This is a genomic window from uncultured Methanobrevibacter sp. (assembly GCF_902801725.1).
GTDB lineage: Archaea > Methanobacteriota > Methanobacteria > Methanobacteriales > Methanobacteriaceae > Methanocatella.
In genome coordinates this window covers 45,933-62,439 of the sequence record NZ_CADCJB010000032.1, presented here as the reverse complement: position 1 = coordinate 62,439, position 16,507 = coordinate 45,933, and the positions used below count along the sequence as shown (strand labels likewise).

Here is a 16,507-nt window from a genome sequence, read left to right as displayed (position 1 = left end):
TGCAGGTGCTGTTATCTGTGATAAAGATACTAATTTGTTTAAATGTGATTTTATAGATTGCCGTGCCAATGGTGCAGGTGCTTTAGATATGGGAACTGACTGTTCTGCATCAGACTGCAGCTTTTCAAACTGTACTGTCAATGATAGGGGTGGTGCAATCATGATCGGAGGGGAAAATTGTGAAGTTTTAACCTGTAATTTTACAGACTGTTCTGCTTATTTTGGAGGATCTATTGCCTTTCAAATTGGAGTGAATGCAACTAAATCAAATAGGATTTCAAACTGCAGATTTGTAAATTCAAGAGCAAATGAGGGTGGAGTAATTTCTATTGAAGGGAATGCAAATTCGGTTATCTCAAATTCCACTTTCATAGATTGTCATGCCAATAATTACGCCGGTGCAATATACATAAATTCAGTGAACACAAACATTGAAGGCTGTGATTTCATAAGATGCATTGCAGATAACAATGGAGCTGCAATAGTCATTTCACAAAAGGATGTTGCAGTCAATGGATGTAACTTTGAAGAATGTAAATCTGATTACGGTGGAGCAATATTCATCGATAATGACAATGCAATCATAAGAAATTCTGAATTCAATGACAATTATGCCTATGAAGATGGAGGCGCAATATATTCCGTATGCGGAGGATTGGTTGAAAACTCCACATTCAAGGCAAACCATGCAAATAAAGGAGATTCCATCTGGACAAATGAAGCAGACTTTAAAATCAAATCCAACAGATTCATGCTAGCAACAAATGAAAACAGAGATGACATCATTTACAGCATTCCATTGAAGGATATAAGAAATGAAAATGAGGTTTACAATGGGAACCGTTTAGTTACAGTTCCGGACATTGATATAACCTATGCTGACATTGTATTTGGTGAAAATGAATCAGTTAATGTTGTTCTTCCAGGTGATGCTACCGGCAAAATCACATTGACATTAAAGAATGCCGGAAATATAATCAAAACAGACACATATGATTTGAATCAGGGAAAAGCTGGGGAAACATACTCTAATTTAGGACTTGGAATATATGACATAATCATTGACTATGCCGGCGATTCCAATTACTATGATAATTCGAAAAATGCCACATTCGCAGTCAGACCTGATGTAAATATCACACAGAATGTTGTTATTGGGGGAAAAGTTGAAATAACTATTGATTTGGTTGGGGCAACCGGTAAGGTATTCCTGAATATTGATGGTAAGGCGGAAGATATGAAGGAAATAGCTGACGATAAAGTTACTTTCACTATTGATACTGAAAAATTTGCCGCAAGAAATCATACAGTAACATTCAGTTACAGTGGAGACAGTTTTGATGAAAATGTCTTTAATAATGTGGACAGTCATACTCCATATGAATATGACCTCTACATCCAACCGATGAACATTACTGTCAAGGATAAAGTGGATCCGAAGGATAGTGCTGTTGTTGCCATTGAATTGCCTGAAGATGCAGTAGGTACACTTGAAGTATTCGTCAATGACATGTATTATGGTGTTGTGGATATTGTCAAGGGTATCAGCAGTTTGGATCTGTCCAGCTTTAAAAACGGTCAATATGTTATCACATGGGAATATTCCGGAGACGACAAATACGATAATTTCACACACAAATTGACTTTAACAATCAACAGAAAGATTGTCGGTGGTAATCGTGTGGTTTTATACTCTTCCAATGCTAAATATTCCGTTAAGGTCTATAATAAAGGTAAGCTTGTAGCAGGTGTTAAGGTCACATTCGTTATAGGCGGTAAAACCTATGCTAATGTTAAAACAGCTAAAAATGGTATTGCAAGTGTTGTGATTAAAAAGAACCCTGGTTCTTATAAAATCACTTCCAAGGCTTTGGGAATAAGCATTACCAAGAAATTGACAGTGGCCCATATTGTGATTCTTAAGGCAGTCAAAGTTAAGAAGTCTGCCAGAAGTCTGGTTCTCACAGCCACCCTTAAAAAAGTCAACAAAAGATATGTTGTCGGTAAATGGATAACTTTCAAGTTCAACGGCAAAGTATTGAAAGCAAAAACAAATAAAAGGGGTATTGCTAAAGTTACCGTTAAAAAAGCAGTATTGAATAAACTTAAAGTTGGCAAAAAAGTAAACTATCAGGCCGCTTATGGTAAGGATATTGTTAAAAGAACTGCAAAAGTTTATAGGTAGATGATAACTCATCTACATCTTATTTTTTTTTTAAAATATTGGCATTGCATTTGTGATGGGCTTGACAGTCTGATTTCAGAAATGATTTATGAAGTCCTGTACTAGCCAGTCTGAAATGCTGATGTCTGAGTCGTATCTGACTATTTCGTCTTTTTTAAACCATTTTGCTTTTAAAATTTCATCGCCGTCTACTTTTATCTCACCGGAATCATATTCCGCAGTAAATGCAAGCATCAATGAGTTTGGAAATGGCCAGGATTGGCTTTTCTGATATTTGAGGTTTTTAATTTTAATTCCTATTTCTTCAGCCACTTCTCTGTGGACTGCATCCTCTATGCTTTCGCCAGCTTCCACAAAGCCGGCTATCAGTGCATATCGGATATTTTCATGGTAGCTGTGTTTGGCCATGAGCAATTTGTCACCCTTTCTAACTGCCACAATAATTGCAGGAGCGATTCTTGAATAGTGTACCTGTCCACATTTAGGGCATTTTAACATCATGTCCTTTTCATCTAATTGGGTGTGTGTTCCGCATTTTCCGCAAAACTGATGAGACATATACCAGTCGCGCACCAAAACTGCTCGGGTTGCCATAAGGTATATGTCCTTGTCAATGTCATAAACTTCTTTTAAATTAAAAAAGTCTCCATTACCATCTACATTAACAACAAAAGTATCTTTGTCCATATATTTGCCAATGTAAAGCTTAAAATCAATATTAAAATTGTCAATGATTTTCGGTAATGATTTGTCTTTGTTTAAATACATTTCTCTTTCATTATTAAAAATAAAGTAATATGCATCATCGCTTTCATATGAATCGCTGAAATCAATATGATAATTTTCATAAATGGATTTTTCTATCATATCTAACTCTTTATTCAATATTTTTAATTAAGTTATTGAATATTGACTTAAAATATATATGAAATCAGATACTAACATTATAATTGGTGATATTAAATGGTATCTGAAAAAATGGAAAAAGCATTAAACGCTCAATTGAACGCTGAAGTTTACTCTGGATATTTATACTTATCCATGGCAGCTTACTTTGAAGATGAAGACTTAGCAGGTTTTGCTAACTGGATGAGAGTACAAGCAGAAGAAGAATTGGAACATGGAATGAAATTCTATGATTACATTATCAGAAGAGGAGCTTCCGTAACTTTAACTGCAATTGAAGGACCACAAACCGAATGGGACGGACCACTTGCAGCATTTGAACATGTTTTAGAACATGAGAAAAAAGTATCCGGTCTAATCGATGACTTGGTTAATTTGGCTATTGAAGAAAAAGACCACGCAACCAACAACTTCTTGCAATGGTTTGTTGAAGAACAAGTTGAAGAAGAAGAAAATGCAATGGAATTAGTAGCTAAAGCCAAATTGGCTGACGGCGATAACAGATTAATTTATGAATTAAACAAAGAATTAGGTGGACGTTCACCATCTGAAGACTAGATTCAATCTAGTCTAAACTTATTTTTTTTAGGTGTTTATATGAAGTATCCGGAAGGTCCAACCAGCGAAGCTCAAATAGATTCAACAGATTATGAATCTCGATTGATAGGTGAAAATGATTTGGGAAGCGTTTACATTCACGGTCCTTTTGGAAATGCCGAATCGGAAATAAGGATTGCCTATCTGATTGGAATGCATCCTCTTGAAAGCAAATCCCACAGGGCACTGTTCAATATGCTGGTCGAGAAAAATGATTTGAATTACTGTTATTTCCTTTATAATATCAATGTTTTGGATAAGGACAGTGAATCTGAAGGAAGAAATGAAGGTCAACGTCTTGCAAGGGAATTTGTTTGTGATGAGATAATCGGCAACGATTATGACTTGTTTTTGGATATTCATTCAAATCGTGGATCTCATGGTCCTGGAGATTATAAAATAACCAATTTTATTTTTGCACCTGGATTTGACGATAGGTCTTCGAAATTTATGGATGAACTCATTGAGGATATCGATGAAATAGTATACTATGCACCTGAATTCAGGTCATCCCCACCATTCATTACTGAACCAACGGCTGATGCAGGAATTCCCACTTTGGTTTATGAATGCTATTCATATGAGCCTTTTTCAATTACCTGCAATTTGGCTGAAAAACTGATTGATGCGGTTGACAATTTAAAATTTTAAATATTTGTTGTTTTAAATATAATAAACAATGGAAAAGACTAAGCAATCAATTTACCTGATATTAATTTTTGCAACAATAGCGGATATTATATTGTTATTTTATGTATCGTTTTATCCGACATCATTAACATTCAAAAACCAGATTCATTCTTTTGACATGTTATTATGTGTAATATTGTGGATTGAATTTTTCTACAGCTATTCTAAATCGGACAATAAAAGACAATACCTGAAAGAAAATTCCTTAAGTATTCTGGGAATGTTACCTATTAATTTTGTATTCCTGAGAGCGTTAAGATTGGTGAAACTTCTTCAGCTGATTAAGCTGTTAGTTCTCGCAAGGGACCATGAAAAAAACCTTTCCAACTTTTTGAAGAATACTTATTTGGATAAGATAATTTTAGTGTTAATCATTTTCACTTTCATTTTGGCATTGTCAATCCAATTTGCCGATCCTAATCTCAGTAACCCACGTACTGCTTTTTGGTATATTATTGTTACCATTACAAGCACAGGCTATGGAGATATCGTTCCATCCACACTTTCAGGACAAGTCATTGGAGTATTTGCAATGATTGGCGGTATTTTGATTTTCGCTACATTTACCGCTGTTATCTCATCACTGTATGTTTCCAAAATCAGCAGCAGAAATCATGATGATTTGAATTCCAAAATTGAGGACTTGACATGTGAAATTGAAAAGCTAAACAAAAAAATTGACGATTTGGAAAAGGAATGAATTATTGTTTAATTAATCACTCTTTGTTTTAGAAATATATTTCAATCCAGCGTCTATTCATCTAATCTTTTTTAAAGCGAACCTTAAGTTCTGTGATGTATTTCACATTCTTTTTGATTAATCATGAAAAGAGTTATATATATTCCAATTACATAGATTAATTAGTATTATTTTTAGGAAGTGAAAAAATGATTATTAAAGCACCTTCAAGAATACATATGTCCCTCATTGATTTGAATGGGTCATATAGAAGAGTCGATGGTGGAATTGGTCTAGCATTAGCTGATCCACAATTTGTATTGGAAGTTGAGCAGATAGAAAGTGGAATTGAACTTGAATTTTTGGATTCCGTGGATGACGAGGAAGCAATTTTGGAATGTAAGGAAAAGATTCCTGATGCTGCTCAAAGGACAATAGATTATTTTGATATTGATTCAGGTTTCAAATTCATTGTACATCAAACCTATCCTCCACATTCAGGATTTGGAAGCGGTACACAAATTGCAATTTCAACAGCTCACCTGATTACAGAAACTATGGGTATTGAAGTGGAAAGCCGTGAGCTAAGCAGCATTGTTGGAAGAGGAGGAACTTCAGGTATTGGAACTTATACTCATGATTTGGGTGGATTCATAGTTGACGGAGGTCACAGCAAAGAGGAAAAACCACTGTTTCTACCTTCCGGAGCATCCAAAGCAAAACCTGCAACATTGATTGCAAGATATGATTTCCCTGAAGAATGGAATATTTTAATAGCAATTCCTCACATCGAAAAGCATATGGAGGGTGACGATGAAGTTGATGTCTTCCAGACTTACTGTCCTATTCCGAAAGAGGAAGTCGAACAGGTATCACACTTAATTTTAATGAATCTTATTCCGTTTATGCTCGAAAGGGATATCAAAAATTTCGGATGGGCCATAAGTGAGCTTCAAAAAGTTGGTTTCAATAAGCTTGAACATTCTCTTGATGCAAGTTACCTGCCTACAATGGAAGCTATTGAAGAGCTTGGAGCATATGGTGTGGGTATTTCATCATTCGGGCCTGTGTTATACACAGTATTTGATGAATCCAATGAAGAAATTGTAGAAAAAACCAAAGAGCTTTTGGGTGAGAAAGGAGTTGTTTTTGTAACTAAAGCTCAAAACCACGGATATGTTATTGAAAAATAATATTTCCCATATTCTTTTTTTTTAATGGGAATGTTTCTATTTTTAAATTGCTAAAAAAAGAGGAAGATGAAGTTTTAGAGATTGTAGACTTCATCGGCAGGAACAATGACCATGTCATTGTCCTGAAGTGCTTCAACCAGATTATCAAGTTTGTCTGCATGGAGCAATAGGATAGCTTTACCCACTTTTTCGTGAGTGAATGCATAAAGGTATTCCAAATCAATTTCATGGTCTTTAATGACTTTCAAAACTGATGTGAGGCCGCCTGGGGTGTCATTCATTTCCACGCCAATGATTTCGGTAAGCTTGACTAGAAAATTGTTTTCCTCAAGTGCTTCTTTTCCTTTTTCAGGGTTGTCGACAACAAGTCTTAGGATGCCGAATTCGGAAGTGTCTGCCATACACATTGCCTTTATATTTACATCAGCTTCGCTTAAAACTTCCAGTGGCTTTGAAAGGCTTCCCATTCTGTTCTGTAAAAATATTGATAATTGTTTGATTTTCATTGTATCACCTAATGTAAATTCCTTTTATCTATTACTCTTTTTGCTTTTCCTTCAAATCTAGGTAGTGTTTTTGGTTCCACGAGGGTTACTTTCACTCTAATGCCTGTTTCATTTTCGATAGATTTTCCGATTTTTTCCTGAATGTTCATCATTTCCTTTACACCATCAAAGAAAATGTCCTGTGACGCTTCAACTTTAACTTCGATTTCATCAAGGGTTCCTGGTCTAGTAACTATAATCATATAATGAGGCTCTACATCACCTACTTTAAGCAATGCTTTTTCGATTTGTGATGGGAAAATAGCTACTCCTTTCACTTTAATCATGTCGTCTGATCTGCCGGTTATTCTACTTATTCTTGCATGTGTTCTTCCGCAGTCACATTTTTCATAGGTAATTCTGGTCAGGTCTTTTGTTCTGAATCTTATGACAGGCATTCCTTCCCTTTCAAGGTTTGTCAATACTAGCTCTCCTGACTTTTCGGCTCCTATGACTTTCTCTGTATTCGGGTCAATGATTTCAGGATAATAAATGTCTTCTGCAATGTGCAGACCATTTTGAGCTTCACATTCTATTCCGACACCAGGACCCATAAGTTCTGTCAGTCCGTAGATGTTATATGCCTTTGTTCCGAATATTTCCTCTACTCTGTGCCTTATCTCTTCAGTCCATCCTTCAGCTCCAAATCCTATGGCTTTTATTCTCAAATCCTTAGGATCGATTCCGTCTTCAAGTGCAACTTCTCCAAGGTGTATTCCGTATGATGGTGTAAAAATCAATCCTGTTGTTCCGAAATCGCTCATGATTTCGATTTGTCTGCGTGTTTGGCCAGTGGAAATTGGAATGATTGTGGCTCCGACCTTATGGCATCCATAGTGAACTCCAAATCCTCCGGTAAACATTCCGTAACCGTGTGTATTCTGCAATATGTCCTCTTCACCAATTCCCATCATGGTAAGACCACGCGCTATTGTTTCAGCCCATGTGTCAAGGTCTTTTTCAGTATATCCGGATACTACTGGTTTTCCGGTAGTTCCTGAAGAAGAATGAATTTCCTTGATGTCTTTTATATCAACAGCAAATAATCCGAAAGGATAGCTTTCTCTCAAGTCATCTTTTGTTATGAATGGTAGTTTTTCAATGTCCTTTAAAGTTTCAATATCTTCCGGAAAAACTTCTGCTTCACTATATTTTTGATTATAGTAAGGGATTTTATTAAATGCTCTTTTTACAGTTTCTTGAAGCTTTTTTAATTGCAATTCTTCAAGATCTTCTCTTGGCATTGTCTCTATTTTTTCATTCCAAAACATTTTTTGCCTCATTAAATTTAATATACTAAAATATTAATCTTTTTATCTTTAAAATTCTTTCTAGTCTCTTATAAATATAGTAAGTTTTTTTTAAAAGAAAATAAATATATTAAACTGGTAATGCTTGTAAGTTATTATTTCAATAATTGTATGGGTGTTACTAATTTGATGTATGTATAATTGCGCAATTTAGTTATACAGAAAATTAGGAGTAACTCATGATAAAACATGGTGTTGTTATGGTTACTTTGTTGATTTTAACGCTAAGTTTGCTTGGAGTTGTTTCGGCAAGTGATATAACTGCATCTGATGTTGATACTCAATCGATAAATCAAGAAGATACTCGGGTTGAAGTTGTTGAAACTGCTGTAGATTCAGTAGATGATGTTGAGGTTTCTGCTTCAATATCTTCGAGCGACGACAAGGTGTCGGCTGAAGATATTTCCTCCGATGGCGACAAGTCATTGGTTGAAGATGTTTCATCCGATGGTGATGAGCCATGGATTGAGGACATTTCATCTGATGAGGGGTTGTTGGATGAAGAAGCTGTTTCAATTGATGAAAATGATGATGTTTTATCATATGGGGAGTCCGAAAGCTATTCGTCATATGGTGAATCGGAGTATGATGTTAAAAATACGGATTTGATTTCTCTAAGCAGTGATTTAATCATGTCGGGGGAAATTGATGACGGTTTTGAAGATGTAAATTATATACTTGGTTATGATGTAACAACTTCTGCGGGTAAATTATTGGACTTCGAATCTGCAGATGACATTCTTGTGATTGTCGCTGTTGATTCTGTTAAAATTAATAATGTTGCCATCAGAAATGTTTTAAATGGAATAATCGATGCTTCTAATGGGTATGTAGCTGAAAATGGTAATCTTATTACATTATCTTCATTGAAATCGGATTTAATCGATATCGCATTCTTTATTAGAAAATGCGAATCTCTCACAATGGCATTCTATAAAAATGGAGCTATTACTTCAATATGTTCTGGTGATGAAAGTTCGGTGAATCCTGCTGGTCTTTGGAATGATCTATCTTTATTGTTGGGTGAAGACGAATTGATAGGTCTTTTAGATTCCTGGACTAATGGTGATTTGAAAGGTATCCTTTCTGGTGAATATCAGGGATATTTTGCATCTGAACAGTTATTTGAGCAAAATATGATTCAGACATTATTGGGATGTAATAATGAGCTTGGATTATCTTTTAAAAATTCCAAAGAGAATTTGTTGGGTGTTCCAAGAGATACTAATGATAATGCTGTTATTTGGTATTGGGATAATGTATCAGATAAAATCTCGTACATTGGTGTTGATTCATCTAAAAATGAATCTTTAAGTAGATTTGATATGGAGAATAATACTTCTGAAAATGGAATGATTACCGAATTGGGTTATAATAAGTCAAATTCTAATGAGATGTTGAAAATAGAAAATAAGTTAAATCCATATAAAACACGGATTAAAAGTTCATATAAGCTGACATCTGCTGATATCAAACAGATTGGTGTAGATGCTAGTAAAAAAGCTATTGCTTACTTTAAATCCAGGGGAATTAATGTTAAAAAAGATTATGAAAATTTTTATATTTTAACTTCCGCAGGCTTCGCTAAAATTAATGGAGTCAATACCATAAGGGCTATTGATGGCATTATTGAAGTTTTCGGGACTAAAATAATTAAAAATATGTACCTTATTGATACTTCAATATGGAAGGATTTAATATTCTATTTTATATGGGTAAATAGCGCTGATGAGATGGAGTTTATCTCTTATAGCCTTAAATATGATATTGGTGCAAAAAAATTGATTGTCGATAGTAAATCTAAAGAACAGGGTGATAATTTAGCTTACCTCTTAGGTTTGTATGCTAAAGGCTCTGAACCTGATGATTTTCCTTCAAGAGGTTATCTGGATTTATGTCCTTTTGAATTGGTAATTAAAGATAAAAACAATACAAATAATACTAAGCTGTCAAATGCTACAAAAGCATCTGATAGAAATAACAGTAATAATGTTTCTTTGCCTGAATCAAAATTACCAAAAGCTAGGGTCAATCCATATAATATCGCATATACGCTGGTATCAATGTTTATGGTTTGTTCTATATTTGGCGTTAGTTATTCTAAACGTTAATTTAGTAGATATTTCACGAAAGTGAAATATTTTTTTTATTTTTTTTTTAAAATTATTTATACTTGAATAGCAAATGTATTATTGATAAGTTAATAAGTTCATATCGTATTATTTAAAAATTTATATACTTTATAATAGTAATAATTAATTGTAAATTATTAAAATTTGTTTGATTGTGGAGAAAGTAATATGGATATGATGAGTGTATTGTGGCAAGTGGGTATTTTTGCATCCGTCGTTGTTTTCGGTATAAAGATTGGATTGGCGTCAGGATTGGCCGATCTGTCAAAGAAGTTGTTTGCAATAATTTGCATTGCTTATGGTGGGGGTGTAGTTTTAATTTCTGCTATAGCTTCAATGTTTGCTGATCAGTTGATTCAGGCGATTTACGGATACAATACCATTTTTTACATTATTATGGCTTCCATCATGATTATTGCAGGACTGTTTACAATAAGGGAATGGAAAGTCCATGACAGAAACACTTCCACTGCAACATCAATTGCCATCATAGCTCCATGTCCATGTTGTTTCGGTTCAATCATCGCAAGCGTTTTGGTTGTTGCGCCAACTATCGGTGTAAGTTCTCTGAATCTGAGCTGGTATGCTGCAGCAGCTTTGGTTGCGGTAATGGTTGTAACTTACCTGGCGTCAAATACAATTATCAAATTTATACGCAAACCATATCCTGTCGTTTTGGGAAACTTTATGCTGTTGCTTGGCGCATATTTCCTGCTTTCAGCAATTGTGATTCCCAATATTGCAGGAGCAATGACAAAGACTTTAAGTCCGATTACCATAGGTTCTCCTCAGGATATTCTCATGGTAATACTGGCATTTGCAATCCTGCTGATTGGGGGTATGGTTTTAACTAAAAGAAGTAGAAATATTCTAGAATAAGTTTAGGTGAAATAAGTATGGTTTCAAATATTCCTGGCGGAGAGTTTTTAACAGGTTCTCTTGATGTAATCTCACAAAGTTTAACTATTCCGGTATTGGTCATTTTGCTTGTAATTGTAATTATAACCATTATTACTTTGGGTGGAATGATTGCTGAGTACAATTCAAGAAGAAAAGTCCCTGTTGGAACTATCAGAGATTTGATTTACGATATCAATGAGGCAGGCTCCATTGAAGAGTTGAAAAATGTAATTTCTTCTGCTCAAATACCTAAATCCCAGAAAAAAGTTTTGACTGAAATTGCATCTTCCGAAAAATTGGGGGATTCTTCAAGAGAGGCCTTGGCACGTAAGTTATTTGAATTTGAAGAAGAAAAGACAATGAATACATTGCAGAAAACTGATATTATTACTCGTATCGGACCGACTTTAGGATTGATGGGTACTTTGATTCCAATGGGTCCGGGACTTGCGGCTTTGGGTGCCGGAGATATCAATACTCTTGCAAGTTCTCTGACAGTTGCTTTCAACACAACTATCGTGGGAATCGGTTCAGGCGCATTATGTTATGTGATAGGTAAGATAAGATCAGGATGGTATGACAGATACCTGTCTGATTTGGATGCATTGATTGATGCAGTTCTTGATTATATGAATAAGTGATTTTATGGTAAGAAAACAAGGTAGAAGAAGGTCTAGAAGAGTGGAAGAAGATCCGATGGCAGGTACATCTAACCTTGTAGATGCAATGCTTGTTATCGCAGTTGGCTTTTTGGTTTTTGTTATCATAAGCTGGAACATGCAGGCAATGATTGACCCTGAAAACAGTATTCAGGAGCAAATGCAGCAAAAGACTACAGAAGTTGACCAGGGCCAACAATTGAATGAAACTCCAGACAGTTCAAATAGTTCCGGTCAGGGCTATACTGAAATGGGTAAGGTTTACAAGGATCCTGCAACGGGTAAGCTGATAATGGTGGAGGGATAAAAGTCCTTTCACATTCAAACTTTTTTTTGTTTTTCCAATCAAATTCTTAAATCTTATATGTTTTAAAATATAAATATTATATTTAATTCAGTATAGGTTTTCGGTGATTTGATGGTTGAAGCTAATTTTATTCGTGCAGTTGTGGTAAATTTCCTCTCAGCACTTATTATTACTTTGGTTGGATGCTATTTTCTTTTGGAATATGGGCTTGGTGAGGTAACCTATATCGGAAATCTGTTCGGACTTTATTTTTTGGTTGTTTTTGGAACTGAGATACTTATAGAATCCGGAAAAATACATAACAATTTTGAAAGATTTGTTTTTGTTATAGTCAATACTTTAGTTTTTGATATTGTATTTATTATTCTGATTCCGAAGATATTTGGAAGTCACGTCTTGGATTACTTTGACTTCATTCCACTGTCTTTAGGTGGATTCCAGTTCGATTTGATATTGGGCACTCAATTTTATATGTTGGTTTTTGCAGTAATGATGCTGGTATTCAACTATCTGCTGTATCGGATAGAGAAGTAGCAACCGATTATTTTATAAATAACTTTGATTATATTAATAGTTACGAATTTTAAATGGTGTTTTTTAGTATGGAATTCTGTCCTGATTGTGGGGCAATGTTAATGCCCAGTAATGGAAAAGTTAAATGTAGCTGCGGTTATGAAAAATCTTTAACTGATGATGATATTGAAGAGCAATATATGATGGAAGGCGAAAAGAATCCTGAAATGAAAGTCATAGTCACTGACAAGAACAATGTTGCTCTTCCAACAACAACAATAACCTGCTATAAGTGTGGTGGAACAAAAGGCTACTGGTGGACAGTGCAGACAAGGTCAGCCGATGAGGCACCAACCAATTTTATTCGCTGTGCCAACTGCGGAAACACCTGGCGCAGTTCCAATTAGAATTGAAAATCAGGATTTCCAGTGGTCGAATTCATCTTCATTGAGTCCTATGGATTTTCCTTTGAAGACAGGATTTTTCCCCAATTTTTTCTGCTTTTCGTAATCTTTCATACAGTCGATGGCTATTTTTCCAAGAAGCATACAAGCGGGCAGGTTGATTAGGGTCATGCCTCCCATGGTAATATCTGCCATTGCCCATGCGGCATCCATTGGAATAATGGCTCCTATAAATATAATGGCTGTACTGAATATGTAAAAAATGCGTAAAAATCTTTTTGACGGTTTCTTTTTCTTATTTAAAAAGATTAGTGCAGTGTCCACATAATAAAGGTTTCCGATTAAAGTTGTAAATGCGAAAAGTACCATTGCAACAGTTATGAACACAGGACCTATAGTTCCAAACACTGACTGAATTGCATTTTGCACATAAGGGGCACCGGCAACACTGGCATCCCGTGCAACGCCTGTGGACAGACACATCAATGCGGTTGCTGTACACAATAGCATTGTGTCGATGTAGACTGACAGGGTCTGTACAAGACCTTGCTTTGTAGGATGTGATACGCTTGCAGAAGCTGAAGCATTTGGTGCAGATCCTACTCCTGCTTCATTTGAAAATAGTCCTCTTTTGATTCCAAATACTATACATGAGCCGGCAATGGCTCCTACAATAGGTCTGAAGTTAAACGCATCCTGGAAAATCAAAACAAACATTGAAGGTATGTTGCTGTAGTTGACGAGAATTACTATCAAAGCTATTATCACATAAGAAACTCCCATCAGTGGTACGATGGTGCTGGTAATCTTGATGATTCTTTTTCCGCCTCCAAGAAGACAGTATCCGGTCAGAATGGCCAGAATGCGCCTATGATGGCGGGAGTTATTGATGGATTGTAGAAGGGATAGCCGATAAATGTTGACTGAAGGTTAAATGAACACAGAAGATTGAATCCGACAGCATATGTGGATATTAAGAAAATACAAAATAATGCGGCTAATTTTGGTTTGTTCAAACCCTGTTCAATATAATATGCAGGTCCGCCGTAGAAGCGACCTTTTTTGTCTTTTTTCTTAAATACCTGTGCCAATGTGCTTTCAATGAATGCTGAAGATGCTCCGATAATGCACATAAGCCACATCCAAAAACAGGCCTCCGGACCTCCAAGACAGATTGCTGTAGATACTCCTATGATGTTTCCTGTTCCCACCCGTGAAGCTGTGGAAACCAGCATCGCCTGCAAGGAAGATACTGAGTTTTTGTCATCTGAATGTTCAAAAAGGAGTCTTATAGATTCAAAAAACAACCTGATTTGCACTCCTCTTGTCCGTAAACTAAAATAAATTCCTGCTGATGCCATGATGATAATCAGAATTGGAAAATACATGACATCATCGATTAGTGTTAATAAAGTTAATAGGTTCATTTAATGCCCTTTTCATACTTTTTTTATTTTATCGGATATTTTTATGAATGTTTTAATAGATAATCATTGAAGTTTATCTGTTGTATTTTTGAACTTTTTATTGCTATTTTAATTTTTGAAATTGATATTATTAATTTTATTGATAATAAATTGAAATATATGATGATTGTCTGAAAAATGATTTTTTAGGTGTTATTTGTATAATTGTGGAATAATTTTGAAGTTTTTTGCATGAAAATATTTAATTTTTTGCAAAAAAATTTATATATTAATGAATTAATATTAACTAATGTATGAAATGTGATTTTTTTTATTAATCATACTATTCTCATTTGAGGTGATAAAGATGGATTTTAAAAAAACATTGATAGTATTGTTAACAATATTCTTTGTTGTGGCTTCTGCCGGAGTAGCCTTTGCAGAAGAAACTTCAGATGATACTTCTTCTTCTGAAGAAGGCACTGAATATGCTGATCCTGAATCTCCTGGTGATGGTGTACCTTACCATGATGATGGAACTGATCCTACTGCCCAAGATACTGGTGATAGTAGTGTTCCTTACCAGGAGGATGGAACAAATACAACAACCAATATAACATCTGGTAACAATAACATTAATAAAACAGGTAATGTTACTAACGCTACTAACGCTACTAACGCTACCCACCACAACGCTACCAATGGAACTTTAGGACACAATTTATTAAGCACAGGTAATCCTATTTTAATCTTAATAATTGTAATTGCAATAATTGGTGCTATTGTTGTTATCAAAAAAAGATAGGTAATTGATTTTTTTACCTTCTTTATTTTTTTCTTTTTTCTTTTTTTTCATAATTAATGCAGGAAATGCCTTTTAACTTTCATATATCCTTCACTTAATATTATTGATGTGATAATAATCAATGCTAAAACAGCAATTGCGATTCCCAAATTTGTTTTAACATGTAAAAATTGATTGATGTATGTTAAGAAAAGAATCAGTGCCCACTGAATAATATATATTACCGTAACGTTGTTGCTGGTTCTCCTGATGAAATCTATAACTGCAGGTGATGATTTTTTAGCTATGAAATAGAACAGGGAACCGATGAATAATGACACTATGATTAGAATTACTATGTCGGGAAGGGATGCATGGAGATAATTCAGTTTTTCAGGAACGGTTCCTCCGGTAACTGAAAACATACCCTTCATTGTAATTAACCCCACAATCAGCATGATGAAAGTCAAAGTAGAGGTAGGTTTTATTATTCTGGTGTATAGCTCATCCTTGTCATTGCATGTTATTAAATTTTCTCCAAAAAGCATTCCGCAAACGGGAATAATGAACCAGTTTAGGATAGGAAAACAGCTGATATTATTCATATCATATGTTCCAATGAAGTGGCCTAAAAGCTGGTTCAAGTATATGTTGCTGAAAGTCAAGTCTGGAGAATATGATGCAATCAGGGAAAATCCTATGCTTACTATAAATATTTTGATTGTTCTGACATTATACCATTTAAAGATTCCTACCAGTATAAAACTTAATCCGGCAAACTGCAGGATGTCATTTGCTATGAATGATAATAATGAATACTCTATAGGTACGCCTGCAGCATAATTTGAAAGAAAATACATTGTATTTACAATCAGACCCAACATCAGCAGCTTGATTCCACGAACAATGAATTCTCTTGGTGAATCATGACGTGTATATGCCATTCCAATACCCATTGCAAACATAAATATTGGTGCTGAACACTGGGTCAATATGAATCCGATGTCTGTTATTTTTCCATAATCCACACTGCCGAAACTGCAAAATGCAAAATAATGTGTAGTTATCATGAGTATAATTGCAAAGACTTTGGAAAAATCCCATTCAATCTGTCTTCCTGTGTTTACTTTTTGATTAGCAAATAGTTTTACCATAATAGTTCCTACATTAAACAATAAATAGTTATTGCCTGTTAAACAAATAAATGGTTTATTTAAAAATCAAATAGTCTTATAAAATTTACAGTCTCTTTTTTTTAATTAAATTCCAATAATCCAATGGGGTATGCCAAAAGGAA

Annotated in this window: 18 protein-coding genes; 12 read left to right on the top strand and 6 right to left on the bottom strand. The window is 34.8% G+C overall.

All coding sequences use genetic code 11. The features are described from left to right. Window positions 1-2,185 (top strand): hypothetical protein (locus tag QZV68_RS07840; protein WP_296880236.1); only part of this gene is annotated, 2,185 nt, incomplete at its 5' end. A gap of 75 nt (window positions 2,186-2,260) precedes the next feature. Here the strand turns inward: QZV68_RS07840 and nudC are convergent. Continuing rightward, entirely contained in the window at window positions 2,261-3,052 is a 792-nt protein-coding gene (gene nudC, locus QZV68_RS07835; protein ID WP_296880234.1) for an NAD(+) diphosphatase, read from the bottom strand. Window positions 3,053-3,148: 96 nt separating this feature from the next. Here nudC and QZV68_RS07830 point away from each other — a divergent pair, with 96 nt between their 5' ends. The 4 genes from QZV68_RS07830 to QZV68_RS07815 all read left to right on the top strand — a co-directional run bounded on the left by QZV68_RS07830 (window position 3,149) and on the right by QZV68_RS07815 (window position 6,250). Beyond that, a complete protein-coding gene (locus QZV68_RS07830; RefSeq protein ID WP_296880232.1) occupies window positions 3,149-3,649 on the top strand; it encodes a ferritin in 501 nt (166 codons plus the stop codon). Between the two features lie 39 nt (window positions 3,650-3,688). Further along, window positions 3,689-4,339 carry an adhesin gene (locus QZV68_RS07825; protein ID WP_296880230.1) on the top strand — a complete coding sequence of 217 codons (651 nt, stop codon included), beginning with the start codon at window positions 3,689-3,691 and terminating at the stop codon, window positions 4,337-4,339. 28 nt (window positions 4,340-4,367) lie between these two features. Continuing rightward, window positions 4,368-5,078, top strand: coding sequence for a potassium channel family protein (locus QZV68_RS07820; RefSeq protein WP_296880228.1), 711 nt, complete (start codon window positions 4,368-4,370; stop codon window positions 5,076-5,078). A gap of 188 nt (window positions 5,079-5,266) precedes the next feature. After that, on the top strand, window positions 5,267-6,250 hold the full coding sequence (locus QZV68_RS07815; protein ID WP_296880226.1) for a beta-ribofuranosylaminobenzene 5'-phosphate synthase: 984 nt from the start codon (window positions 5,267-5,269) through the stop codon (window positions 6,248-6,250). Between the two features lie 74 nt (window positions 6,251-6,324). Here the strand turns inward: QZV68_RS07815 and QZV68_RS07810 are convergent, their stop codons facing one another. Both QZV68_RS07810 and QZV68_RS07805 read right to left on the bottom strand, forming a co-directional pair. Then, on the bottom strand, window positions 6,325-6,756 hold the full coding sequence (locus tag QZV68_RS07810; RefSeq protein ID WP_296880224.1) for an acetolactate synthase: 432 nt from the start codon (window positions 6,754-6,756) through the stop codon (window positions 6,325-6,327). A gap of 8 nt (window positions 6,757-6,764) precedes the next feature. Next, a complete protein-coding gene (locus tag QZV68_RS07805; protein WP_296880222.1) occupies window positions 6,765-8,066 on the bottom strand; it encodes a phenylacetate--CoA ligase family protein in 1,302 nt (433 codons plus the stop codon). A 218-nt stretch (window positions 8,067-8,284) separates the two neighbouring features. On the opposite strand from QZV68_RS07805, the gene QZV68_RS07800 reads away from it, so the two are divergent. From QZV68_RS07800 to QZV68_RS07775, 6 genes are all read left to right on the top strand, one after another. Then, the gene (locus QZV68_RS07800) at window positions 8,285-10,216 is read left to right on the top strand and encodes a hypothetical protein (RefSeq protein ID WP_296880221.1); all 1,932 of its coding nucleotides are present in this window, start codon (window positions 8,285-8,287) and stop codon (window positions 10,214-10,216) included. A 189-nt stretch (window positions 10,217-10,405) separates the two neighbouring features. Continuing rightward, window positions 10,406-11,116, top strand: a complete 711-nt coding sequence (locus QZV68_RS07795) for a DUF2162 domain-containing protein (protein WP_296880219.1) — start codon at window positions 10,406-10,408, stop codon at window positions 11,114-11,116. A gap of 17 nt (window positions 11,117-11,133) precedes the next feature. Next, on the top strand, window positions 11,134-11,778 hold the full coding sequence (locus QZV68_RS07790; RefSeq protein WP_296880217.1) for a MotA/TolQ/ExbB proton channel family protein: 645 nt from the start codon (window positions 11,134-11,136) through the stop codon (window positions 11,776-11,778). A 4-nt stretch (window positions 11,779-11,782) separates the two neighbouring features. Then, window positions 11,783-12,103: a DUF2149 domain-containing protein gene (locus tag QZV68_RS07785; RefSeq protein WP_296880214.1), complete on the top strand. Its 321-nt coding sequence runs from the start codon at window positions 11,783-11,785 to the stop codon at window positions 12,101-12,103. Between the two features lie 111 nt (window positions 12,104-12,214). Continuing rightward, window positions 12,215-12,637 (top strand): hypothetical protein, encoded by a 423-nt coding sequence (locus QZV68_RS07780; protein ID WP_296880212.1) that lies wholly within the window; start codon window positions 12,215-12,217, stop codon window positions 12,635-12,637. A 68-nt stretch (window positions 12,638-12,705) separates the two neighbouring features. Then, window positions 12,706-13,023 (top strand): transcription factor S, encoded by a 318-nt coding sequence (locus QZV68_RS07775; RefSeq protein WP_296880209.1) that lies wholly within the window; start codon window positions 12,706-12,708, stop codon window positions 13,021-13,023. A gap of 9 nt (window positions 13,024-13,032) precedes the next feature. Here the strand turns inward: QZV68_RS07775 and QZV68_RS07770 are convergent, their stop codons facing one another. Then, complete coding sequence (locus QZV68_RS07770; RefSeq protein ID WP_296880238.1) at window positions 13,033-13,827, bottom strand: alanine:cation symporter family protein; 795 nt, start codon at window positions 13,825-13,827, stop codon at window positions 13,033-13,035. A 41-nt stretch (window positions 13,828-13,868) separates the two neighbouring features. Beyond that, on the bottom strand, window positions 13,869-14,447 hold the full coding sequence (locus QZV68_RS07765; RefSeq protein WP_296880208.1) for an alanine:cation symporter family protein: 579 nt from the start codon (window positions 14,445-14,447) through the stop codon (window positions 13,869-13,871). Between the two features lie 346 nt (window positions 14,448-14,793). On the opposite strand from QZV68_RS07765, the gene QZV68_RS07760 reads away from it, so the two are divergent. Beyond that, window positions 14,794-15,231, top strand: coding sequence for a hypothetical protein (locus tag QZV68_RS07760; protein WP_296880206.1), 438 nt, complete (start codon window positions 14,794-14,796; stop codon window positions 15,229-15,231). Between the two features lie 53 nt (window positions 15,232-15,284). Here the strand turns inward: QZV68_RS07760 and QZV68_RS07755 are convergent, their stop codons facing one another. Beyond that, window positions 15,285-16,364 carry an acyltransferase family protein gene (locus QZV68_RS07755; protein WP_296880204.1) on the bottom strand — a complete coding sequence of 360 codons (1,080 nt, stop codon included), beginning with the start codon at window positions 16,362-16,364 and terminating at the stop codon, window positions 15,285-15,287. Between the last annotated feature and the right edge of the window lie 143 nt (window positions 16,365-16,507).